We start from the raw sequence: 22,894 nt of genomic DNA on the forward strand, positions 1-22,894 counted from the left end.
GTTATTCAGATTTTGAATTAAAATTTCAGGCTTACTCCAATCAAATAAGTTCTTGCACTTGGGTACAAGCCCAGGTCGATACCAGATGCCCAGCTGTAGTCGAAACCATAACCGATTTCCGGATCCATACCGTCATACTTGGTAAAAGTGTACAGGTTTTTAGCCGTGAAGTAAATTTTGGCTTCGCTGAGGAATAGTTTTGTAACCAGTTTCTTCAGGTCGTAACCGACAGTCAGGTTGCTGATACGCAGGTAGTCGCCATCCTGGATGTACAGGTCAGACAAATTTTGGCTGTTGCGGTGAGGTGATGACAACAAACGTGGATACTTGTTTGAAGTACCTTCGCCATGCCAGCGTTTGAAAACGTCGGTGGTGTAGTTGTTTTTATAGCTGTCGGCAAATGAGCGGTACGATTTCGCGATCTGTTGTCCGAAAGCACCGTTAGCCGTTGCATTTAAGAATACTCCTTTGTAATCGAAGTTTAACTGGATACCCAAAATATAATCCGGGTTTGGATCACCAATCTGTACTTTATCCAATTCGCTGATCACACCGTCTTCGTTTTGGTCAACCCAACGCAGGTCACCGGCTTGTTGGTCGTCGAAATATTTAGCACCCGTTGGACCAACCCAAGCAGCAGCTTCTTCGTCATTTTGAATCACACCATCCGTTTGGTATCCCCAGAAATAACCGATTGGGTAACCAACCTGAGCCCGGAAAATTTCACCGGTACCCTGGCTAAGCACGTTGCTCGGGCCATGTACTATTCCTTCAGAGTTGGCAATTGCTGTTACCTCGTTTTTGTTGTGTGCTACCGATACGGTTGCGCCGTAGCTGAAATCACCTTTGCGATCATGCCAGCCTAAAGCCAACTCAACCCCTTTGTTTGTTACATTACCACCATTGATGGTCATACCATCCTGCCCGTTGTGAGAAGGAATCGGAGTCCATACCAACCAGTCCTTGGTGTCCTTTTTATACCAGTCGAAGTTGATGCTCAAGCGTGATGCCAACAAGTTTGCGTCGAAACCAATGTTCAACTGTTCTGAAGTTTCCCAACCAATGTCGGGATTGGGAATACGAGCTGGTTTTGAACCGATATCGCGCATAGTTTTATCATCGCCAAAACCGTACGACCAATTGTAGAAATTGTTTCCGCTATCCAGGTAGCCCATTGTTGAAGAATACAGGAAGGAAGAAATACGTTCGTTACCTACCTGTCCCCAGCTGGCGCGAAGTTTCAAAAAGTCAATCACTGTGCTGGTAGAAGACATGAAAGACTCATTGGTCATTACCCAACCGGCAGAAACTGAAGGGAAGTACCCCCAACGGTTGTCTTCAGGGAAACGTGAAGAAGCATCGCCACGCAACATCGCCGAAAACAACAAGGTTTCTTTGTAGTTATAGCTCAAACGGCCGAAATAAGACATCATTGACCAACCGAAGTCGTCGCGGCCACCAATTGAAGTGTTACCGGTTGAAGCTTCAGGCGTGTTGTCGATGTAGGCATGATCCCAATCTTCGAACAAACTGCTTTTGTTACTTAAACTCAGGTTCACGCTTTGAACTGTGCGTTCGATGCTGTTACCCACCATACCTTCAAAAGAGTGCTCTCCTATTTTATAACTGTAAGTCAACACGTTGTCCTGGATAATATTTCTACCGGTCCAGGCACTTTGCGAAACCTGATCTTTGTCTGTCACATAGCGAGGTCCGAGGTTGTAATTCGGTGTCCAGGCGCGGTTATTTCCCCAATACATATTGAAGCCCAGGCTGGAACGCAATCTCAAGTTTTTAATCGGTTCAACAACCAGATAGAAAGAACCAACCAATTGGTTGTTATCATTTTCACCGTACTTGGTTTGGTATTCCATCATCGCAACCGGGTTCGGGTCTGATGAGTTCCATTCGATTGTTTTGTGGTAGTCACCGTTTTCATCGTAAACCGGAAGGAACGGACTTGAAACAAGCGCGTTGTGCACGTCGTTCCAGTAGATATTCCCCTGGCGGATGGCGTTGCTGTTGCTGTTTGTGTAAGTCAGGTTTTCGCCAAAAGTCAAAATGTTATTGCCATTTTCTTTAATCAGAATGTGCTCTGAGTTCATGCGAACGTTCAAACGTTTGTAGAACGAGTTTGACTGTTTACCCACGATACCTTCCTGGTCGAGGTAAGAAACACCAAAGCTGTAGTTAGACTGAGCTGTACCGCCGGTGATACCAACGGCGTGACTTTGCACCGGTGCATCGTCAACCATCATTTCTTTAAACCAATTGGTCCCTTTCCACTCACCGCTTTGGATTTTATCCCAGTCGGGAACCAGGTTTGCATAGTTGTGAGGTGCGTTACCTGAGTTCACCAATGCTTCGTCCAAAATATTGGCATATTCCTGCGCATTCAGCAGGTCAGGTAATTTGTAAACGTTTTGAACACCATAGTAACCGTCATAAGTGATCACCGGTTTCATGTTGGCCTGGCCCTTTTTAGTGGTTACCAGGATAACACCGTTCGCACCACGAGAACCGTAAATAGCTGCAGAAGCAGCATCTTTCAATACGTCAATTGATTCAATATCGTTTGGACTCAGGTAATCAATACCATCCTGAACAACACCATCCACGATATAAAGCGGACGTGAGTCACCGGTAGTACCGATACCACGAATACTAATTTTGCTTGAAGCTCCCGGCTGACCGTTGTTTTGAGTAATTGACACCCCTGGCGTAACACCTTTCAAGGCGTCCATCGCCGTAGTTGTGTTCAATGCCTGGATGTCTTCACCTTTCACGTTGGTGTTGGCCCCGGTGAGCAACTTTTTCTTTTGCACACCATAACCAATCGCAACGACTTCTTCCAAGCCAATAGATTCTTCTTTGAGAGTTACATTGATTACGCTTTGGTTGGCAACGGGAACTTCCACCATTTCCATCCCTACGAACGAGATGACCAACACGGCGTCCGAAGGTACTTCGTTGATTGTATACCGACCATCCAGGTCAGTCACAGTACCTATTGTTGTTCCTTTAATAACAACCGTTGCTCCCGGCAAACCATTATTGCCCGAGTCGTAGACTGTACCGCTTACCGAACGCTGTTGCCCTTGGGCAATTACGCTAATAGTAAGCATGAACAGTGTGAGAAAAAAGAGCAGACTTTTTTTCATAAATACGCTGTTTTAGTTAAGTTTAATAAATTGTTGAATCTTGAATTCACCTAAATGAATTCGGATCAAAAGTACCCACCATTGCTATCACAACACAAATACTATTCTATCATTTTCGTGTATTTTTTCATCACAAAAGCAATACAACCGATTGCGCAAAACAAAAGACAAAAACATACTAAATACACATAAGGCTATACTACAATTACTTACACTACGTATTCAAAACAATAAGATCCTTAAAGAAACACCATATACTATTGTAAAGCATAAAACCATATTTTTAGTCATCATTCTTGACTTATCTTATAATATCTTTTAATTTTGAAAAGAAAAAAATGACTGCTCAGATCCACCGTGAAATAACTCCGTTGAACAATAACGATTGTTTCCTGGTCTTCGACAGGCAACGAATCGGCTTCAACTTCCCAATCCATTTTCACCCTGAATTTGAAATCAACTTTATACAGAATGCAGCAGGAGCCAAGCGTGTTGTTGGCGATCATATCAGCAAAATTGGTGACCGGGAGTTAGTATTGGTGGGCCCCAACCTTTACCATGGTTGGGAAAACTCACAGAATTCGATGTCGGAAACGATGCATGAGATAACGATCCAGTTTCCTCCCGATCTCTTTTCTGAAAGTTATCTGAATAAAAACATTTTGAAACCTGTCCAGGAGCTGCTAAAACACGCTTACAGGGGAGTTTCGTTTTCGGAAGATACCATTAAAGTTGTCGAAAGTAAACTGCTCTCACTGAGTTCGAAAAGAGGCTTCGACAGCTTCCTCGAATTTCAAAGTATCCTCTACGATCTGGCAGTCTCGAGAGGACAAAAGACGCTTACCAATATTTCGTTTTCCACGAAGGATAGTTTTGCGAACAGCGAAAAAATTAAGAAAGTTTATAATTACATACAGGCCAACTATAGTAAGAAGATAAAAGTTGAAGAAGTTGCCGAGCTGGTTGATTTGTCAGTTGTTTCCTTCAGTCGGTTGATCAAGCAGCGAACCGGAAAAACCTTTGTTGATTTTGTGAACGAACTGCGTTTGGGATACGCCACACGGTTGTTAATTGAATCGAACAAGACCGTGACCGAAATCTGTTATGAGTGTGGTTTTAACAACATCTCCAACTTCAACCGGATCTTCAAAAAGAGCCAGGGGCGCACGCCATCTGAGTTCCGTGAAAGCTACTCCGGCACTAAAAAAGTTATTTAAAAATCACTTCAGCTATAAAAAACAAAAGCCGCTTCGTGCGGCTTTTGTTAACCTTCTGGTTTCAATTACTTCAATTTCCAAACCAGCACGCCAGCTGTCGGGATTTGCTGTTCTCCAACCAGGATTTCAGCTCCCGCGGGTAATTGCATCTCATAAGGTTCATCAGCATAATTCATCGCAATACCAAAACCATCGCGATATTCCACAACAATACCTTTCGGATAATTCTCCACCGCGATTCCCAATTTCGTATAAAGTTTGGTCAAAACGGTCTGTTCCAGATCTCCTGAATTGCTGTCGGGACCAACATAGGTAACCGTGCCCTTTCCTAATTTATGGAAAGTTACAGCAGACTCGCCTGCGTAAAAATCATCTGCATAAGTCCCCCAGCTTTCCGTGCCGGCATTCGGCTTTAACACATCGCCCCAGCTTGTCCAGGCAAATTTCTGGCCGTCCACAACAACTGTGTCCGGGGCATAAGGGCGAAGCATATCGTAAAATTCTATTTCACCACCGATCAATGGCCAGATGGGTTCGGCATGTTTGGCTTCCCACAAATGTCCAAACTCATCCTGATGACCGGTTCGACAGGACATCACCAGGTTTCCGCCGTTTTCAACATAGCGGGTCAGCTTCGCAATCAGTTCACGGCTCATTTGCTGGTATGCCGGAGCAATAAGCACCGGGTATTTTGCAAAGTCCATGGTGTCGCGAATAAAGTCAACCGGCGCACCGAAGGACTTCAGCGGTTTGTAATATTTCAGCACGTGCTGCTCGGTATCCCAAACGGTTGTTTGCTTATTTTGATTGATCGCCACGGTGTTATCGGGATCGTACAAAATAGCTGTTTTGCGCTTCAGGTAATCAGCTGGGACAGTTGACGAAGCGTGCTTATCCCTCAACATTTTGACTTCTTCGATAAACTTCTGGTACTCCAAACCGCCGCGCGTTGGCGTCACTCCATCGGGGCCTAAAATGCCGTAGTGGTATTGCTCGTAACCATAAATCGGCGCGCGGAACCGGTAGGTACAGGTAAATTTGCTGCCACCGGCAAACACATGCCACAACCACAAGTGCACCGCACCCGGCAAGGGCTGCGAGTTAATGGTTCCCCAGTTTACTTGCCCGGGCTGTAGCTCCATACAACCGTATAGTGGTGAAAGCGGACGGAAATAATCGTTCGCCATGGCTATGCGCGAATACTCTCCCACGCGATAACCTTCACGACCAATTCCGGTGTGCTCGCCATAAACCATGTAACGGGTGTAGCTGATGAAGTCGAGTTCGCGACTGTCACCTACGTAACGGGCATCGTAGTAAGGAATATAGTTGGTCGTAATCCATTGATTCGGGCTGGCGTATTGACGGATTGTACGCGCTTGCTCATCCAGAAAAGTCGCCGTTTCCGAATCGCAAAAGCGACTGAAATCCAATCGCTGGTAAAGGTTCATCCCCCATTGCGAAACCTGCGGAATATCTATTTGATCAAAGTCGGTATAAGTGCCACTCCAGAAATTGGTTCCCCAGGCTTTATTCAGCGCATCGATCGTTTGGTATTTTTCCTTCAGGAAAGAACGGTAACGCTTTTGAGCATCGGCACCGTAATCCACATTGCTGGCCGGTTCATTGTCAAGCTGCCATCCAATAACGCGCGAATCGTTGCCATAATGTTTGGCTAATTCTGCAATCATCTTTTGGGAATAGGCGCGGTAATATTCATTCGAAAAAGAAGCGTGCTGCCGTGAACCGTGATCCATCTGTGTTCCATCTTCACGCATTTTCAGCACATCGGGATGTTTCCGAACCAGCCAAACCGGCGGCGTTGCGGTGGAGGTACACAAGATGACTTTTAAGTTGTGCTTGGCGGCCAATGCAACAGCGCGATCCAGCCAGGCAAAATCGTATTTGCCTTCTTCCGGTTCCAATTGCGCCCAGGCAAACTCCGCAAAATGCGTGAACTCAAAGCCCATATCCGCCATTTTTTTCAGGTCTCGATCCCATTGCAACTCATCCCAATGTTCGGGGTAATAGTAAGCACCAACAGTGGTTAATTCTTCGTTGGGAAACCATGTTTCCGGGCTTTGTGCTGCGCAATTAAAAGCCCAAGCCAACAAGAGTGCAATCGTAAATAGTTTTCTCATTTGGTTCGTTTTATTCTTGTTTTTAGTTTGATTTCGATAAAAAAACAGGCCGCTCCCGTCCTATTCAGAATTCTCGGTTGATATTATTATGCATTATCTTTTAATCACAATTGTAGGCTTTTCACCTCTTCCAACTGCTGATCTTCGATCTGATTTACGCGATGCAGGTCGAAGTTCGTAACGTCTTTCAGCTGAAAAGTCGGCACACCATCGGCCGGTTGAGCTTGAATATCGGAGAAGCTCGCACCCTTAACATCTTCCAGAATGAAAACAGGGCGGAAATCCGGCACATCAAACTCCAGGTTGATGTTGCTCATTCGAATATTCTTCGCATGACGGATGTAAAATCCCCACGCCGGGATATCGCCAAACTCCTGCGGATCGGGGTATTTCGTTTCCAGCTCGGGAACCTCAACCGACGCTTGTTCAGCCGGGGCACCGCCTTTTACTTTGATCCAAATATTCGAGAAGACGATATCTTCCACATCGTAGCCGGGAATCCCCATCAACATTGAGCCGTATTGCGGATTCGAAGCTGTGACAACAACATTGTCGACCAGCACCCGCCTGAATGAACCAACAGCCATGGTTTCGGGCCCTCGCATTCTCCGCCCCAAACGAAAAAAGAAAGGCGCATTCAGAATGTCGGTCATCACGATATTCGAGACCGTGATATTCTCCAGGTTCGAACCGTCGACTGTTTCCAAAGCCAATCCGCGGCAATGCTCAAAAGTACAATTGGAAATCGTGATATTCCGAAAATCGCCGTTCGACTCGGTTCCCAACTTGATGCGCCCGGTAACAACGCCTTTGTCCGGCGCTGCAACTTGGGTAGTTTGGTACGTACCATCCAGAAAAGTTCCCTCGTCAAAACCAAACACAGCGCAATTGGTAATGGTCACATTTTCACACGGTGCAGCATAGCCCAACGCGTAAGAAGCTTTTAGAACCAGCGCATCGTCATTCGGCGAATTCAAAGAGCAATTTGAGACGCGCACATGTCGGCAACAGTCAATATCAATGGCATCGCGGTTGGTATCAATTTTTAAATTATCGATGGTCAAATTATCAACTCCGGTGGTTATAATTGCAAAATGCCCTCCATGCAAAATTGAAAAATCACGTAAAATCACATTGCGGCACTTTTTCAATGCAATGGCTTTGTTTCCCAAACCGGGCGTCGGCCTGCCCCACTTCTGCAATCCGTTGCCATAGATCAAACCCGATCCGGTAATTGACACATCCTCCAATCCGTCACCCCAAATCAGGCTGTTGTGAAAATGACTGTGTCCAAAATCCTGGTAGTGCAACGAGTCGCCCCACATATTCGGCTCCGGATCATCATATTTCCCGTCGTGCTCCTCCATATTTGCGGCGACAATGGTTGCCCCGGCATTAATTTGCAGGTTGATATGGCTTTTTAGTCGAATCGAGAAGCACAAGTATTCGCCAGCCGGCACAACAACGGTTCCACCACCAGCATTCGACGCCGCATCGATAGCTGCGTTAATGGCGTCAGAGTCCAGTTGAACGCCATCTCCTTTAGCTCCAAAATCTTTGACATCATACATTCCGGCTTGTTGTGCCAAAATCGGATTCGAAAAAAATAACAGGGACAAGAGAATCAGCGAATTTCGTAGCATGGTTTGGTTGATTTGAGTTGCAGTTAATTGAGACTCACAAGTATAGTGACTTAGCGCTATTTCTGCAAGCTTTGCACCGGTTCTTACGTCTCAATCTTCTATTCAGATATTCAGACATGAATGTCTAATGTTAAGTATTTTCGGCTCAATGTTAAGTTTAAACAATTGTTTAAGTTTATTAATTAAACGCTTGTTTAAGTTCGATTTTTTTTACAAAACTTTGTGGTATGGAAACAAAAGACAAGAAACTCATCATCGTTGAAAAGGCAGAAGAGCTTTTCGCCAGCCAGGGTTTTTCGGGAACCTCAGTCCGCGAAATTGCCAAAGCTGCCGATGTCAATGTAGCCATGATTTCGTATTACTTCGGCAGCAAAGAACAGCTACTGATGGAAATATTACGGTACCGCTCGGATTATTTGCAAACGAAGGTCGACGATTTATTGAATAGTGCGACACTGAGTTGGTGGGATAAGATGGACATTCACATTGACTACTATGTGGAAAAGATGCGGGATAACCAGCACTTGCATCGAATCATCGTCCGCGAAGTCGACATGAATTCGGGATCAGAAATGTCGGAATTCATTCTTCAGCGAAAAAAAGCACATTTCGACCGGTTCTGCGATTTTATCAAACAAGGACAGGAAGCAGGTGTTTTTGCAACGGACGTTGACCTTTTGGGACTGTACACGCTCCTACCCGGGGTATCAAAACACATCCTGTTCAACCAGGACTTTATGCGTGTCATCATTGAAGAAAGAACGGGCAATACGCCTACGAAAGATGACATGCTTGACTTCGCTAAAGAATTCCTAAAAAAACTATTTAGAAAAAATCTGGAGATAATTTAAGTATGAGAACATTACGCAATGGTGTAGTAGCCATAGCTTTTACACTATGTTCCATCTCAGTCCTGCAGGCGCAGGATAGTAAATCGCTATCGCTCGATGAAACGATTGGATTGGGATTGGAGAACAGTAAACAACTGAAAGTAGCCTTATCAAAAAGCAAGGAAGCAGAGTTTGCCGTGCAGGGAAAGAAAATTGCGGTGGCGCCCGATCTGGACTTATCCGGGCAATACATGATGATCAACGAGCCCAACATCAGCCTGGGATCTGCATTGGCAGGCGACGGCTCCGACTCGGAAGGATCAGGCATGGGAGTTGCTCCAAAATACCTGGCGCTGGGAATGGCAACCGCCAAAATGCCTCTTTTTGCGGGCTTAAGAACACATAACGATATCCGATCGGCCGAATACCTTGAAAAAGCCGCACAATTGGATGTTGAAGATCAGAAAAGCGAAGTCATTCTCAACCTGGTGAATGCCTACGTTAACCTGTACAAAGCGCAGGAGACGGTTAAACTGGTTGAAGAAGATTTACAGGAAGCGAAAAAGCGTGTGAAGGATTTCACGAGCATGGAACAAAACGGCATTCTGGCCATGAACGACTTGCTGAAAGCACAGCTGCAGGAGTCGAACACTTCACTGGCTTTGCTGGACGCACAAAACAACCAACGCGTGGCCAACTACAATATGAACCTGCTGCTAGGGCTGAATGAGCAAACACAGCTACTTCTTGACAGCATCAACATTGACCAATTGCAACAGTTGCTTTCTGTATCCGACTTGCACGACAAAGCACTTACAGACCGGAAAGATTTGCAGGCGATCGACCAGCGTGAACAAGCCAGCGAAACAGCCATCAAAATTGCCAAAGGTGCCTATTGGCCATCAGTTGCGGTGTCAGGCGGCTATGCTGCGCTCGACATTGACGAAGTAGCAACTGTGAGCAACGCGTGGAACGTAGGACTGGGCGTTTCGTTCAACCTGGGCGAACTGTATAAAAACGGCTCGCATGTCAAACAGGCCAAGGAATCATACACTCAAACGCAGTTGATGCACCAGCAATTGACCGACCAAGTGAAGAGCGAAGTATTTCAATCTTTCAGCAACTACCAGGAAAGCCGTCAACGCATGGATGTGTATGAAAAAGCAGAACAACAGGCAGCCGAAAATTACCGCATTGTGAAGGACAAACACACCAACAGCTTAGCCACAACAACCGACTTACTGGACGCCGACATCGACCGTCTTCAGGCTGAGTTGAACCTGCGCTTCTCGAAAGCCGACATGCTAGCAGCCTACTGCAAACTTCTACAAGTAAGCGGCCAGCTGGACGTTCCGACCATTGAAGCACTTAACGCAAACTAAGCGGACAATTAACCAAACAGATACAACGAAGAAATTAACACAGAGCAAGAAAATCACACGACAATGAACGCAACAAAAGAAAAAAATACAGCCAAACAAAAGAAGAATAAACGATTCGGGGTGGTATTGGCAATCATACTGGTAGTTGGGGGTGCTGCCGGTGTTTACTTTTACGAACATGCCCTTCACCACGAAGAAACAGAAAACGCACAGGTAAAAGCCGACGTCAGCCAGGTCATTTCCCGGGTATCGGGTTATGTGAAACGCGTGATGGTACAAGACAACCAGGACGTGAAAGCCGGCGACACGTTGGTGGTGATCGACGAGCGCGACTACATCGTTAAAGTGAAAGAAGCCGAAGCGGCTCTGGCCGTTGCCAAAAGCAACCTCGAAGTGGCCCGCCACGGTGTGAACGTAGGTAAAAACGAGGTTGATGCGGCACAAGCCAATGTGTTGGCTGCCGACGCCAGCATTGAAGAAGCCAAAGTTCGCCAATGGCGCGCACAACGCGACTTCGAGCGCTACGAGAACTTGTGGAAAGACCACACCATTACCGAGCAGCAGTACGAGCAGGCTTTAGCCGAAAAACAAGCTGCCGACCGTCAATTAGAGCTGCTGCAAAAGCAACGTGAAATTGCCCAACGCCAAACGAAAACCAGTAATGCGCAAAGCACTGTTACCAGCTCACGCGTAGCTGTTGCAGAAGCAACGGTTGAACAATGTGAAGCGGCATTGGAAGCAGCAAAACTTAGCTTGTCGTACACAGCCATCATCGCCCCTTACGATGGCCAGCTGTCGGCAATTGATCTGGAACCCGGACAAATGATCCAGGCAGGCCAATCGCTGTTCAACCTGGTAAATACCGAAAGCTACTGGGTAGTGGCCAACTTCAAGGAAACGCAGCTCGAACGCATGGAAGTCGGCCAAAATGTAGAGATCGTTGTTGACGCTTTCCCAAGCCATGATTTCGAAGCTGAAGTAAGCTCAATCTCTCCGGCAACCGGCAACACCTTCGCCTTGCTTCCGGCCGACAATGCCACCGGAAACTTTGTAAAAGTGGTTCAGAAGATCCCGGTAAAAATTGTGTTCAAAAACTCGCAAGACCCATTCCTGAAGAAAATTAAAGCAGGAATGAATGCTGAAGTCGACGTTCACATCAATTAATTCATAGTAAGAAAAAGACTTTATGAGCGATTCTGATTCTCTGGTAGAATATGGATGGAAGCGGGCAATTATTACAATTACCGCCATCCTCTGTGCGCTGCTGGAAATTATAGATACCACAATTGTTAACGTGGCCCTCAACGATATGCAGGGTAACCTCGGTGCCACGCTGAGCGAGCTGGGCTGGGTGATCACTGCCTACGCGATTGCCAACGTTATCATTGTGCCCATGACAAGCTGGTTGTCGCAGCAGTTTGGTCGCCGCAATTACTTTGCTGCCTCCATCCTCATCTTCACCATCTCGTCATTTTTATGCGGAAATGCCACCAATATCTGGGAACTGGTCTTTTTCCGGTTTATTCAGGGTTTGGGTGGTGGTGCCTTGCTGGTAACGGCGCAAACCATTATCACCGAGACCTACCCGCCCGAAAAGCGTGGTATGGCGCAAGCCCTGTACGGCATGGGTGTGATCGTTGGCCCAACACTGGGACCTCCGCTGGGTGGTTATTTTGTCGATAACTACTCGTGGCCCTACATCTTCTATATTAACATTCCGGTGGGTATTGCTGCTTTTCTACTGACACTGCAATTTGTGAAAAGTCCGAAATACAGTAATAAGAAATCGGTTAAAGAGGTCGACTGGTGGGGAATTCTGTTCCTGTGCATGGCCGTTGGTTCGCTGCAGTATGTGTTGGAAAAAGGACAGGAAGACAACTGGTTCGAAAGTACCGCTATTGTTATTTGCAGTGTCACCGCATTTATGGGCACGTACCTTTTCTTTTGGCGGGAACTGACCTACGAGCACCCGATAGTAAACCTGCGGGTATTGCGGAATAATAACCTGGCAATCGGGACCATCATGACTTTCGTACTCGGCTTCGGTTTGTTCGGTTCAACCTTTATCATTCCGTTGTACACCCAGTCCATCATGGGATGGACTGCCACGCAGGCCGGTTTGTTGTTGATTCCAAGCTCGCTGACAACCGGTTTGATGATGCCGATTATCGGGCAATTGCTGCAGCGCGGCGTGCCTCAAAAATACCTGGTTGCCCTGGGCTTCCTGATCTTCTTCGGGTACAGCCTCGGAAGCTACCTGATCCTGACACCAAGCACCGGTGAGGAACACTTCTTCTGGTTACTGATCATCCGCGGTGTTGGTTTGGGATTACTGTTCGTACCGATTACAACCCTTTCACTGTCTACATTGAAAGGAAAAGAAATTGGCGACGGCGCTGCCTTCACCGGTATGATGCGCCAACTGGGTGGTTCATTCGGGATTGCACTGATCACCACTTATATTTCGCGCCACAACATGTTACACCGCGCCGATTTGGTTTCGCACCTCGACCCGACTAAACCGGAAGTACAAAGCCGACTTGAAGGTCTGACGCAAATGTTTATGGGAAAAGGTTCGGCCTACAATGTAGCACATGAGCAAGCCCTGCAAATGCTGGATTTGTCGGTAACCAAACAAGCCGTGGTACTCTCGTACATGGATGTGTTCCTCGGTATCGGACTGGTATTCCTGGTGTGTGTGCCTTTTGTACTGCTCATTAAAAAAGGTGCCGGAAAGGTGAAAGCCGATATGGCCGCGCACTAACAAAACAGAAAGCCGTTTCAAGTAAACAATAATTCAGGAAACACTGATTTTAAGGTCGAAGCCCGCAACCGTGATGTTTGCGGGCTTTGTATTTTTACAGGGAAGTAGAATCCTTTATTTGCTGTCGGGCTATTTTAAGCACACTTTGCAAATCGGCCTTGCTGACCGAAACACAAAAACGTTCTGTTGAATTATCGCGGTAAGTAACTTTCAACCGACTCGACGTATCAACATTTCCTCCAGGTGCCAGGAATTCCATGATCTCCGCTTTCTTTTTGTGTAAACCTGTAATCCGGATGTTCTTGATTTCGGATAATTTTAGCTTGCGGCTTCGCGACAAAAAGGGGATTAGCGAAACATCGCGGATGTACAAATATACGCTATCAACAGCAACCTCCTGTTTGGGAATAAACAGCAACAGGATGACAGTTGCCAGGGCGATGGCATGTCGCAGCCACTCGTAATGGAAGTGACCTCCGGGATACAAATTCACGGCTAAAAGAACAAACAAAAATAAAGCGACCCGCTTCATCCACGTCCATGGTTTATGGAGGTTGTCGGTTTGATAAAGGATACTATCGGTATTCATAATGGTTTGTTTTATTGGTTCTCAATGTATTCTGAGCCAGCAGCGATCCCTGCATTCTTCAGCTAAAAACTCAATCTCATCTTTCGTAATTAACGAAATCAAAATTTACCAATTGATAAGCAGCAAACCAAATAATTCCCCCTTCAATCGCCCCCTCAAATCAGGTTCTTCAGCAGCTTATTGCTTCTTTTCCGTTTCAAACAAGTCCGAACATCCTCAATTCTGTTGATTTCGTTGATAACTTTATTTTTGGATTTGCGCGTTTGTGTGTATCATCGTGTGATCATTAAATTTACCGAATGAAAACGACACTGGTTGCCGCTCTTGCCCTGACATTGACTTGTATACTTTACCCCTACCCTTACCTCTTGGCGGCTTTACTTGCTGCACTGTCGGCGGTATTCCTGTTTTTGCATAAAAAGACGGCTTACTGGTATGTATTCGGTATTGCGGCTGTTGCAGGACCTCTGGCCGAAGCAATTGCCATTCATTTTGGTGTGTGGTCCTATGCTTTTCCCCAGTTTGTCGGTGTTCCGGTTTGGCTACCGATGGTTTGGGGACTGACCGGCGTCATTGTTGTTCGAATCTCGAATCGAGTAAACCGGGTTGGATAATTCACGCGAAAGACTTCACAAATCAGAAAGCACTGCCCACTCTATGCATGAAGTAACTCACGATAATGCATAACCAGGCATCAATAACCAAAGCCAAAGTATTGCCCAAACAAGTCCAATAGAATTGACAATTCGCAACCCGATGCTCCTATTTAGTTTGTTCGTTAAACTCAGGCAGGAAGTTACAAGTAATAAGTTTATGGAGACAGATACTGGCAAAACCAGGATACCAAAGCCCATCGGACCTCCGCTATTCTGAATGATGGTAAAACTTAACGGCACAAAATACAGATTCGTTAATGCAAGCAGGATTGCTATTAGCCAATTTGTTATTTTCAATTTTAGCACTCGTTTCGAATTGTTATTACCTGACTTTTAAAATTCCGGCTATTTCATCCGACATCATTAACATTCGCCCTTCCAGGAACATATTCACAAGATAAAGGAACAAGGAGGTTAAAGCGTCCACTCTCTACGATCGTATTGACAACAAATCTAACAACTTCATGAATTCCCGAGGATCAATCAGTCTGTCGTATTCAATTGTCATATTCCGCTTTTTGAGCGATATCTTTTGTAGGCCATTTACTTGATCAATTGCTTTTAAATGATTTTCGGAAATCGGCATACTAACTTTTCTCTGACCAAGAGGGCTGCAAACCAAGAAATTTGTATTGAAAGGTAGTTCTGATGTGTGTTTTCCGATATTCATAAAAAAACGATTGATTTTAGTCGGTTTATTAATATACCAATTACTCATTGTACTCTCCCAATTCGCGATATTGATTTTAGTTGATTCTGCGATAAATAAATGGTTATCTAAACAGCTACTAAAATGTGGATCGACTTGCCTTTTCCCATACACAACAACCAATCGGCTGCTGTAGTTAAATTCCATCTTGAATTCAATTACGAATCGATTCAAAATTCCGTTAATTTGTGCATCGAGTTTAGACGACAAACCCTCCCAAGGTTCAATGATTTCTTCATGAATCAGATAGTGCCTGTGTTTTTCTTCTCCTGTTACAATTACTCTTTCAATCATTTTTATTGTAGGAATAACGTTTGAATCTGTTTCATCGCAATACATCAATCCTTATTTTCCGATTTAGTTTCGGCCAATCTTTGACCAATTCTTTCAGCTCGTTATAATCATCAATCGAACCGACGTAAAATTCAAATTTATACTCGGATTGGTTAAAAGCAAATTGGAGTCTATTCCCTAATCCATTTAACGGATTCGAGTTGGGCAAGTATGCCGTTGCTATTACTTCTCTCGAGTCAACAAACCGGTTTTGCCCATCGAACCCGATAAGCTTTAAACTCAAATTATCAATATCCCTGATCAGGATCTCACGTTTCTCCCTCAATGTGTTTTCGATAATTAATCTGTCGGGGCAGAAGTCAATAAGTCCCAGACTAACGTGCTTTTTGATGGATAGATTAGGCACAATTTTAAACGCGACGAATAAAATTCCGGCAATGACAAATAAAAGTACAATCGCGAAACTTTCTTTCGGAATTTCACCCCAGGCAATAACGGATAAAGACAATACAAGTAATCCGATCAAACCGTAAATCAGTACTTCGATATAGGTTTTCTTTGCAATCTCAAATTTGGGCATTTTGTCAATATTATATTTCTCAGACTGTTCTAATTAGTATACCGCACCATCATAATTTCATATCCTATCCTTTTTTGACCGCCGCTTTTTTCGATTAACTTTCTCAACCAGTTGTTCAAGAGGCATTATTTGGTCTTTCTTTTTGTCTATCCTTCCATGAACAACTCCATTTTTCAACGGAAGGTAAGTGCATCCACACATACTGAAGACAAAGTCAGTATTCAACAGAAGCACATAGTCCGTATTGAATTTCAAACTAGACAAAAACTCGCGGCAATCAGTACCAACTCCAGCTATAATCTCAATTTCAGAAGTTTCAATCTCACCCTTTAGAACTTGCTGAACTCTAAATTTGCCTTTTAATCCGATTTTCCCGTAAAGTGGAACGGAATCAACCTCTGTTATTTTTACCAGTTGCCCGATAACTGCATATTCTGAGTATTTCAATGTTTTCAAAAAGTGCTTCAGATGCAAACAATCACAAGAAGACCCGCTATATACAAATCCTAAAAATATTAGTATGACTGCTAGTTTTTTCATTTCAAAATTCGGAATAACACCTGTTGTTTTATTTTTTCAATTTTCAATTTAGCATATCCAAACTAAACATATAACAAACGCACCGTAAACTTATTAACAATGGTTCAACATTTAGTTGCATAGCTAACTGGTTTTCAATCGACACTGATGACATTCAAAATGACTAGCCGCCAATAGTTGAAATGCCGTGACTATTTAGTTACGGGCTCCCTGAGCGTTGGGGAAGCTTTAACTATTTAGTCATGCCTCCACCAATGCGTTGGACAGACTTTAACTACTTTGTTACGCGTTCCCTGACGGTTGGGCGAGCTTTAACTATTTAGTTACGACTCCACCAAAACGTTGGACGAGCTTTAACTATTTAGTCACGCCTTCCCTGAGCGTTTGGCGGGCCTTAACTATTTAGTCACGGGTCTGTGTATACCCCATTCTTGAAATCTGAAGCAAATCAACATACACTAATAATCGTTTCTCAAAATTTGTACTCCCAAAATCTCCGATTACACTGCGGCTGAATTGATATTTATATTTAATTCCTCGAATCAATTTTACAATATGTGAAAACAGGCGTTTGCTAAATCTCACAAATCTGCAATCATAAAACCAAACATAAATTCATAACGACACAAGATTATTCATTAACTTGCATTTAAACGGCATTGACAAAGCCGTTACCAGGAGTACAGAAAGCCGCTGATCACAATCTATTTTTTATTTCTCTTTTCTAACTTTTAAAACTCTTATCTCGAATCTTCTCAGAAACAAAAAAATTTCTTCTGATAATTGCATTATTCGGATGCTGATGGAAATTTGCTTTTATCCAATTCTATTTGATCGGAAATCGACTTCCGTGCCATTCCCATTGTCCGCAGTATCCGAGATCCAAGAGAAAATGCTGGCCTAAATTCGAAAATATACGGTTTGAATATTTAAAAAGCAACAGCTGACAATCGCCTATAAAGCTTATTGACTCAGCAGCCAATTAAAAAAACCTAAAACCGTAAGAATTATGAAAAAAGCTACATTTTACAAAGCATTTTGTTTGCTAGTATTGACTATACTTACAAGTCAGTCTTTACGATCTCAAGTATATTATCGTAGTTTAACTCTTTCTTCTCAAGCTCAAGTTGATACTTTGTCTCCTTTCGATGTTGGTAGCTTAATAATTTCTGGAGATGATATTGATGATTTAACCCCGTTAAACTTCTTAACATCTGTAAGAAATCTGAGGATTTCCCAAAATAAGGCTTTAACCAGCTTATCTGGCTTAAATAACCTACACACTGTGGAAGAGAATTTGGTTATCACTGAAAACGCTTCATTGACCAGACTAACAGGATTGTCAAATTTGACTTTCATCAAAGACGACTTGACAATTAAAGGCAATCCCTCCCTTGAGTCCTTATCTGGTTTGGATCATATTGTAGATATTGGTGGAAGTTTCACAATATCAGACAACGACGGACTGACTAATTTATCCGGATTAAACAACATCACCTCTATTGGAGAATATTTAATTATTTCGGACAATAATGCATTGAGAAGGCTATCCGGATTGGAAAAACTAAAGTCAATCAAAGGACAACTAAATATCGCTAATAATGTCATATTGAGACGACTATCGGGATTGGATAATCTCAGGTCTATAGGTCGTACAACAGGAATCATTACCGGAGGTCACCAGCATTATTACACCTGGAAAGCCATAGATATCACAAATAACGATGCATTATATGATTTAACAGGACTGAATAACCTAGTAACCGTGAACGGGACAATAAACATTTCAAACAATGATGCATTGACCAACCTATCAGCTTTAAGTAGCTTAACTATGGTAAGCAACAATTTAGAAATTACCCAAAATTACTCGTTAAACAATTTTTGTGGAATATATCCTCTCTTTAGCAACGATGGACTGAAAGGAAGACATTTCACTAATAATCGCAATGCCTTAAATCCAACCACACGAGAAATTATCGAAAATGGAGCGTGTATTCCTGAACCTACGGAATATGTGTTTGAGCTTATCACTATTGGAGAACATTTGTACATCTTTACTAATGATACACTCCCAAGCTTATCTGAACTAAACAGCCCTTCAAATTTACGTAAATATCTAAAAAGCAACCCCATAAAAGCCCTATTAAAATTAAATAACATTACCGAAATCCAAGAGTTTTTAGATGATACTGCTCTACCTGACCTATCAAAACTAAACAACCTTAATGCTTTGCTAAAGTTTTTAGCGAATACTTCCTTGACTAGTATTTCAAAACTGGATAGCCTCTATCCATTGAAAAATTATTTGGCAAAAACCTCCCCCCAACTCTTGCTGGAACAGAATAACCTCTCCGCTTTAAGAGACTTTTTAACGGACAATTCCCTAAGTAGCCTTACAAAATTCGATAGTCTCACTTTTATCGGCGGAAATTTATATTTTCTCAATGATGCTATTTTAAACAAATTATTCGCTTATGAGACCCCTAACTCTATCGGAGACTTTGCGCTTATTTCGTCCCAAAATTCCTTAGCCAATACTTCCCAATTAGACAAACTACAGTCTATAACAGGGCATTTTTACATACTTACAGTTGACGAAGCGGCCAAAGTAAATAAACTTATAAATTTGCCATGTTGGTACCACCTTGGTTCACCCGATGTATTTAAATATTCGTCAGATATTTCGATCCGAAGGGCTATGCCGGTTACCGCAGTCCAGCCAGGTTCAATAGAGAGTATTTCCATTTACCAAAATGGGGGCACCGGGATCTTGAGATTAGGAGTATACGACGATGCATCTGGGGTGCCGGGGAAACTGCTTACGTTAACTCCGACCGTAACTACGAACCATAAAGCGGGATGGCAAACTGTTAATTTAGATAGCACTGTATCCATTTCAGCAGGACAAACAGTTTGGCTGGCTTTCCATATTGGCAATGGAGCAAGCATCAGATATGCCTGGCGTGGGCCTGCTAGGACATGCAATATCAACTATCCCAGTTTATATTTCCCAACCGATTTTGGACGTTCTACCGCCATTAACATTAGCTATTCAATCCATTGTTGCTACTCTCCAACTAATGTTCTAAAGAAATCATCACAAGTAGCATCTGAAGTTTTGCTGCCGGAGTACACATCCGCTGAGCATAGTGGATTAAATGTATATCCCAATCCTTTCAACGAAAAAGTGAAATTTGATTTTACGCTTGAGAAAGACGCAAATGTTGTTCTAGAAATTTATAACATGGTTGGACAAAAAATTGCAACATTAGTGAATGATCGTGTCGAAGCCGGAGTCAGAAATACAATTGAATATCTTCCGGAGACTGACATCTCAGGGATTTATGTTTATAAACTTGATATCGATGGAAAAATCCAAACCGGGAAGTTAGTTCGAAATAAAGAATAACACGCAAAACGGCCAGGCAATGCATCTGCACCACCTGGCCGTTCTATTAAAATATTCGTCGTTTATTTATCGTAGAATTGTACCGAGCTGTCGTTCACACTGGTTTTACTGTTTTTTACCAGCTCAATCATTTCGGCGCCTGCCAACAGAACAGGGCCGTAGCCATGAGCAGCATACACATTCACCGGGCGGTAATAGTAGAACGCCGGATCGAATCCCATGCCGGTTCCAACGCAGGTACCTTCAACTTCTCCTTTTTCGTTCACCTTGGAGGCGACTGCATTCCAGGCCAGGCAAACCATCGGGCCATACACTTTTGCATCAACATAACCGCGGTTAATAGCACGGGCAATGGAGTACGCGTAGATGGCCGTGGCCGATGTTTCGAGGTAGGTATCGTTGCGATCCAGCAGCTGATGCCAGAAACCGGTTCCATCCTGGTAGTTGGCCAAACCGCGAATGTGCTTCCGCAGTAAATCGAGAACTTCTGCCCTTCCGGCATAGTCTTCCGGCAGTACTTCCAGCAGTTCAACCATGGTCATCACGGCCCAACCGTTGGCACGTCCCCAGTGAAACTGCGGATGCTCGTCCATTCCCTGAATCCAGCCGTGCATGAACAGGCCTTTATCGTAATTAAACATGCGCTCGCCAAACTGGAGAACTTGTTTCACCGCATCGTCGAAATACTGGTTATCGCCACTGTAGGCACCCATTTGTGCCAAAGCCGGAACACTCATAAACAGGTCGTCGAGCCAAATGGAGTTGGGCTGCGGACGGTTGCGGGCCAGCGTGCCATCTTCCAAACGGAATTCCTTGTTGCTGATATAATCCATGTAGGTCCCGATCATTTCATCCTGCTTTTCGGCCACACCAGCCTGCGCCGCTTTGATCATGGCCGCGCAAATCGCACCGCAGTCATCCAGGGCATGCGGATGTAAGGTATGATAAAGCTGAAACTTCGTATCCGATCCTTTCTTCTCAAACTCTTTGAAGGCATTCAATGCTTTCGCCAGAAAATTTAGTCGTGTGGTGACGTAATCGGCGTACTTCGAATCGCCGGTTTCTTTGGCTGCCAGCAACATCCCGGCATAGGTTACGCCCCATTCGTAACTGGTCAAACGGAAATCGCCGGGTTTCATGATCGTATTTTCATTCACCTTCGAATAGTCCGTGATCTCGGCCCCGCTGTCCTTGTCAACCAAAGCAGCAGGAGTCGTCGCTTCCAGATAATCGTAAACCCGCGTCAATGTCGACTCGATATCCGCCACTTCCGGCGTTCCGTATGGCGTTGGATAATCAGGTTGCAACAGGTGAAGCGGCGTAGTGACGTCGTTCATTTTTTGTGCGTGACTGGCCGACCAGCTGAAGGTCACCAAAAGTCCCGCCATTACTAACGTTGATTTTTTCATTTGTTATGGTTTAGTTTTAGTTCTGTCGTTTTTATTCAAATTTCAGGTCTTCTACGTTTTCGGCAATATTCCGTTCCTCGCGGATCGTATCAGCATCAACATTTTTCAAGAAAACCCGTTTAACCGGCATCTCTTCCTGACCTAAAATACGGTAAGTAAATTTCACATTGTTGGCTTTAATGTTTTCGAGGTAGATATCTGAAATGGGCGTCAAACGCACTTCGTAGGTCGGTACCAGGTCGCGCCATTGGTAGAGCACATCGGTTTCGATACCAAGGATCCCATCGCGCATTTTATCAGCCTTGATATTGGTTACATGAATATTCTTCACGAAACCTCCCCTACGCTCGTTTGTTTTAATGAAAACCAAATTAAACATGCTGGCGCTATCGGCAACGGCGCAATTGTCCATCCACACATTCTCGATACCACCCGACAACTCGCTACCAACCGCCAGCAACTGGTGACCGTTGTTCACGAGACAATTCCGGATGATCAGGTTTTGATTTGGACTATTCAAGCGCCAGGCATCCTGGTTACGGCCCGATTTCACCGCTATGGCGTCATCGCCCTGGTCGAAAACACAATCCTCGATCAACATGTTTTGGCTCATCTCCGGGTCAACACCGTCATTGTTGTGGCCGTGGGCAAATACCCGCAGGTTACGGATCACTACATCCTTACACAGGTACGGGTGAATGGTCCAGAACGGGCTGTTGGTGATCTTCACGCCATCCAGCAACACATGTTGGCTACGGTTGAACTGGATGAAATGCGGGCGCATGTTAGCGGTATCGTTCACCATGTAGCGGTCCTCAACAGGCACGTTTTTAACAGCTGCTTCGTACAGCCACTTCAGGCTGTTCATGTGCCCAGCAGGGCGTGCGAACCATTTCCGCCAGAAGTCCATTTTAGCTTTCAACTCCCCTTCGCCGGTAATGGCCACATTCTGGCACTCGTAGGCATAAATTAAAGGCGAATAATTGTAACACTCCAGTCCTTCCCAGCTGGTGTGAACAGCTGGCAGGTAATCCTCCGGATTATCGGAGAACAACAGGGTCGCGCCTTTTTGTAAATGCAAGTTGACATTGCTTTTGAAGTGAACTGTACCGGTTAACCATTCGCCCTCGGGAATAATCACTGAACCGCCACCTGCTTCGTTTGCGGCGTCAATAGCTTTGGCAATAGCTTCGGATGTTTTTTGCTGATCGCCGGGAACGGCACCAAAGTCGGTAATTACAAATTCGGGGCAATCGCTGAAATCCGGGTAAGAAATGGCAGGCATCTCAAAGGGAGCCTTCACTTCAACTGTTTTAATTATCAATTTATTTTTCGATCCGGAACACGATGTTAATCCAATCGCACAGGCCAGTGCGACAATCTGCAGTAAGTTTTTCATTGGTTTTTGTATTAATTAAGTAGTAATCGTTCGTGATTATTCAATTATTTCAATTCTGTCGGACACACTAATCTTTTGATTAGTTCGCCACTTTCATTCTTTTCAAATCTCAGAGAATTGGCACCTTGCTGCGTTGGAGAAGTTCTTTTTCTTCGCACGGATTGAAAT

At 44.3% G+C, this 22,894-nt stretch carries 16 protein-coding genes; 7 read left to right on the forward strand and 9 right to left on the reverse strand.

Annotated features, from left to right (window positions below):
- Positions 1-17: 17 nt before the first annotated feature.
- Complete coding sequence (locus BC643_RS04905; protein ID WP_120272036.1) at positions 18-3,161, reverse strand: SusC/RagA family TonB-linked outer membrane protein; 3,144 nt, start codon at positions 3,159-3,161, stop codon at positions 18-20.
- A gap of 338 nt (positions 3,162-3,499) precedes the next feature.
- Here BC643_RS04905 and BC643_RS04910 point away from each other — a divergent pair, with 338 nt between their 5' ends.
- Positions 3,500-4,378 carry an AraC family transcriptional regulator gene (locus tag BC643_RS04910; RefSeq protein ID WP_120272037.1) on the forward strand — a complete coding sequence of 293 codons (879 nt, stop codon included), beginning with the start codon at positions 3,500-3,502 and terminating at the stop codon, positions 4,376-4,378.
- A gap of 65 nt (positions 4,379-4,443) precedes the next feature.
- On the opposite strand, the gene BC643_RS04915 is transcribed toward BC643_RS04910, so the two are convergent.
- The gene (locus BC643_RS04915) at positions 4,444-6,519 is read right to left on the reverse strand and encodes a beta-galactosidase (RefSeq protein ID WP_120272038.1); all 2,076 of its coding nucleotides are present in this window, start codon (positions 6,517-6,519) and stop codon (positions 4,444-4,446) included.
- Positions 6,520-6,623: 104 nt separating this feature from the next.
- Positions 6,624-8,162, reverse strand: a complete 1,539-nt coding sequence (locus BC643_RS04920; RefSeq protein WP_120272039.1) for a rhamnogalacturonidase — start codon at positions 8,160-8,162, stop codon at positions 6,624-6,626.
- Positions 8,163-8,389: 227 nt separating this feature from the next.
- Between BC643_RS04920 and BC643_RS04925 the strand changes: the two genes are divergently transcribed.
- The 4 genes from BC643_RS04925 (at position 8,390) to BC643_RS04940 (ending at position 13,138) form a co-directional block, all read left to right on the forward strand.
- Complete coding sequence (locus BC643_RS04925; RefSeq protein WP_120272040.1) at positions 8,390-9,013, forward strand: TetR/AcrR family transcriptional regulator; 624 nt, start codon at positions 8,390-8,392, stop codon at positions 9,011-9,013.
- Positions 9,014-9,015: 2 nt separating this feature from the next.
- Positions 9,016-10,374: a TolC family protein gene (locus BC643_RS04930; RefSeq protein ID WP_120272041.1), complete on the forward strand. Its 1,359-nt coding sequence runs from the start codon at positions 9,016-9,018 to the stop codon at positions 10,372-10,374.
- 63 nt (positions 10,375-10,437) lie between these two features.
- The gene (locus BC643_RS04935) at positions 10,438-11,538 is read left to right on the forward strand and encodes an HlyD family secretion protein (RefSeq protein ID WP_120272042.1); all 1,101 of its coding nucleotides are present in this window, start codon (positions 10,438-10,440) and stop codon (positions 11,536-11,538) included.
- Between the two features lie 22 nt (positions 11,539-11,560).
- Entirely contained in the window at positions 11,561-13,138 is a 1,578-nt protein-coding gene (locus tag BC643_RS04940) for a DHA2 family efflux MFS transporter permease subunit (protein WP_120272043.1), read from the forward strand.
- Positions 13,139-13,232: 94 nt separating this feature from the next.
- Here the strand turns inward: BC643_RS04940 and BC643_RS04945 are convergent, their stop codons facing one another.
- Positions 13,233-13,727: a hypothetical protein gene (locus BC643_RS04945; RefSeq protein ID WP_120272044.1), complete on the reverse strand. Its 495-nt coding sequence runs from the start codon at positions 13,725-13,727 to the stop codon at positions 13,233-13,235.
- A gap of 299 nt (positions 13,728-14,026) precedes the next feature.
- Between BC643_RS04945 and BC643_RS04950 the strand changes: the two genes are divergently transcribed.
- Complete coding sequence (locus BC643_RS04950; RefSeq protein ID WP_120272045.1) at positions 14,027-14,341, forward strand: DUF2878 family protein; 315 nt, start codon at positions 14,027-14,029, stop codon at positions 14,339-14,341.
- Between the two features lie 472 nt (positions 14,342-14,813).
- Here BC643_RS04950 and BC643_RS04955 read toward each other — a convergent pair whose 3' ends face one another.
- The 3 genes from BC643_RS04955 to BC643_RS04965 are packed head-to-tail and all read right to left on the reverse strand — an operon-like array spanning position 14,814 to position 16,506.
- Positions 14,814-15,386 (reverse strand): hypothetical protein, encoded by a 573-nt coding sequence (locus tag BC643_RS04955; protein ID WP_147377145.1) that lies wholly within the window; start codon positions 15,384-15,386, stop codon positions 14,814-14,816.
- A 31-nt stretch (positions 15,387-15,417) separates the two neighbouring features.
- Positions 15,418-15,966 (reverse strand): hypothetical protein, encoded by a 549-nt coding sequence (locus BC643_RS04960; protein WP_120272047.1) that lies wholly within the window; start codon positions 15,964-15,966, stop codon positions 15,418-15,420.
- Between the two features lie 57 nt (positions 15,967-16,023).
- The gene (locus BC643_RS04965) at positions 16,024-16,506 is read right to left on the reverse strand and encodes a hypothetical protein (RefSeq protein WP_120272048.1); all 483 of its coding nucleotides are present in this window, start codon (positions 16,504-16,506) and stop codon (positions 16,024-16,026) included.
- 1,009 nt (positions 16,507-17,515) lie between these two features.
- On the opposite strand from BC643_RS04965, the gene BC643_RS04970 reads away from it, so the two are divergent.
- Complete coding sequence (locus BC643_RS04970) at positions 17,516-19,918, forward strand: T9SS type A sorting domain-containing protein (protein ID WP_120272049.1); 2,403 nt, start codon at positions 17,516-17,518, stop codon at positions 19,916-19,918.
- Positions 19,919-19,980: 62 nt separating this feature from the next.
- Here BC643_RS04970 and BC643_RS04975 read toward each other — a convergent pair whose 3' ends face one another.
- Together BC643_RS04975 and BC643_RS04980 are read right to left on the reverse strand one after the other, a co-directional pair.
- On the reverse strand, positions 19,981-21,327 hold the full coding sequence (locus BC643_RS04975) for a glycoside hydrolase family 88/105 protein (protein ID WP_120272050.1): 1,347 nt from the start codon (positions 21,325-21,327) through the stop codon (positions 19,981-19,983).
- A gap of 31 nt (positions 21,328-21,358) precedes the next feature.
- Positions 21,359-22,726, reverse strand: coding sequence for a glycoside hydrolase family 28 protein (locus BC643_RS04980; RefSeq protein WP_120272051.1), 1,368 nt, complete (start codon positions 22,724-22,726; stop codon positions 21,359-21,361).
- Between the last annotated feature and the right edge of the window lie 168 nt (positions 22,727-22,894).

The sequence above is a fragment of the Mangrovibacterium diazotrophicum genome (genome assembly GCF_003610535.1).
Taxonomy (GTDB): Bacteria; Bacteroidota; Bacteroidia; order Bacteroidales; family Prolixibacteraceae; genus Mangrovibacterium; species Mangrovibacterium diazotrophicum.

What these genes read in the sequence shown, in the direction of transcription:
- BC643_RS04920 (WP_120272039.1), bottom strand. Translation starts at nt 8,162, where the DNA reads ATGCTACGAAATTCGCTGATTCTCTTGTCCCTGTTATTTTTTTCGAAT.
- BC643_RS04910 (WP_120272037.1), top strand. Translation starts at nt 3,500, where the DNA reads ATGACTGCTCAGATCCACCGTGAAATAACTCCGTTGAACAATAACGAT.
- BC643_RS04970 (WP_120272049.1), top strand. Translation starts at nt 17,516, where the DNA reads ATGAAAAAAGCTACATTTTACAAAGCATTTTGTTTGCTAGTATTGACT.
- BC643_RS04905 (WP_120272036.1), bottom strand. Translation starts at nt 3,161, where the DNA reads ATGAAAAAAAGTCTGCTCTTTTTTCTCACACTGTTCATGCTTACTATT.
- BC643_RS04945 (WP_120272044.1), bottom strand. Translation starts at nt 13,727, where the DNA reads ATGAATACCGATAGTATCCTTTATCAAACCGACAACCTCCATAAACCA.
- BC643_RS04935 (WP_120272042.1), top strand. Translation starts at nt 10,438, where the DNA reads ATGAACGCAACAAAAGAAAAAAATACAGCCAAACAAAAGAAGAATAAA.
- BC643_RS04915 (WP_120272038.1), bottom strand. Translation starts at nt 6,519, where the DNA reads ATGAGAAAACTATTTACGATTGCACTCTTGTTGGCTTGGGCTTTTAAT.
- BC643_RS04965 (WP_120272048.1), bottom strand. Translation starts at nt 16,506, where the DNA reads ATGAAAAAACTAGCAGTCATACTAATATTTTTAGGATTTGTATATAGC.
- BC643_RS04980 (WP_120272051.1), bottom strand. Translation starts at nt 22,726, where the DNA reads ATGAAAAACTTACTGCAGATTGTCGCACTGGCCTGTGCGATTGGATTA.
- BC643_RS04955 (WP_147377145.1), bottom strand. Translation starts at nt 15,386, where the DNA reads ATGATTGAAAGAGTAATTGTAACAGGAGAAGAAAAACACAGGCACTAT.
- BC643_RS04930 (WP_120272041.1), top strand. Translation starts at nt 9,016, where the DNA reads ATGAGAACATTACGCAATGGTGTAGTAGCCATAGCTTTTACACTATGT.
- BC643_RS04925 (WP_120272040.1), top strand. Translation starts at nt 8,390, where the DNA reads ATGGAAACAAAAGACAAGAAACTCATCATCGTTGAAAAGGCAGAAGAG.
- BC643_RS04960 (WP_120272047.1), bottom strand. Translation starts at nt 15,966, where the DNA reads ATGCCCAAATTTGAGATTGCAAAGAAAACCTATATCGAAGTACTGATT.
- BC643_RS04950 (WP_120272045.1), top strand. Translation starts at nt 14,027, where the DNA reads ATGAAAACGACACTGGTTGCCGCTCTTGCCCTGACATTGACTTGTATA.
- BC643_RS04940 (WP_120272043.1), top strand. Translation starts at nt 11,561, where the DNA reads ATGAGCGATTCTGATTCTCTGGTAGAATATGGATGGAAGCGGGCAATT.
- BC643_RS04975 (WP_120272050.1), bottom strand. Translation starts at nt 21,327, where the DNA reads ATGAAAAAATCAACGTTAGTAATGGCGGGACTTTTGGTGACCTTCAGC.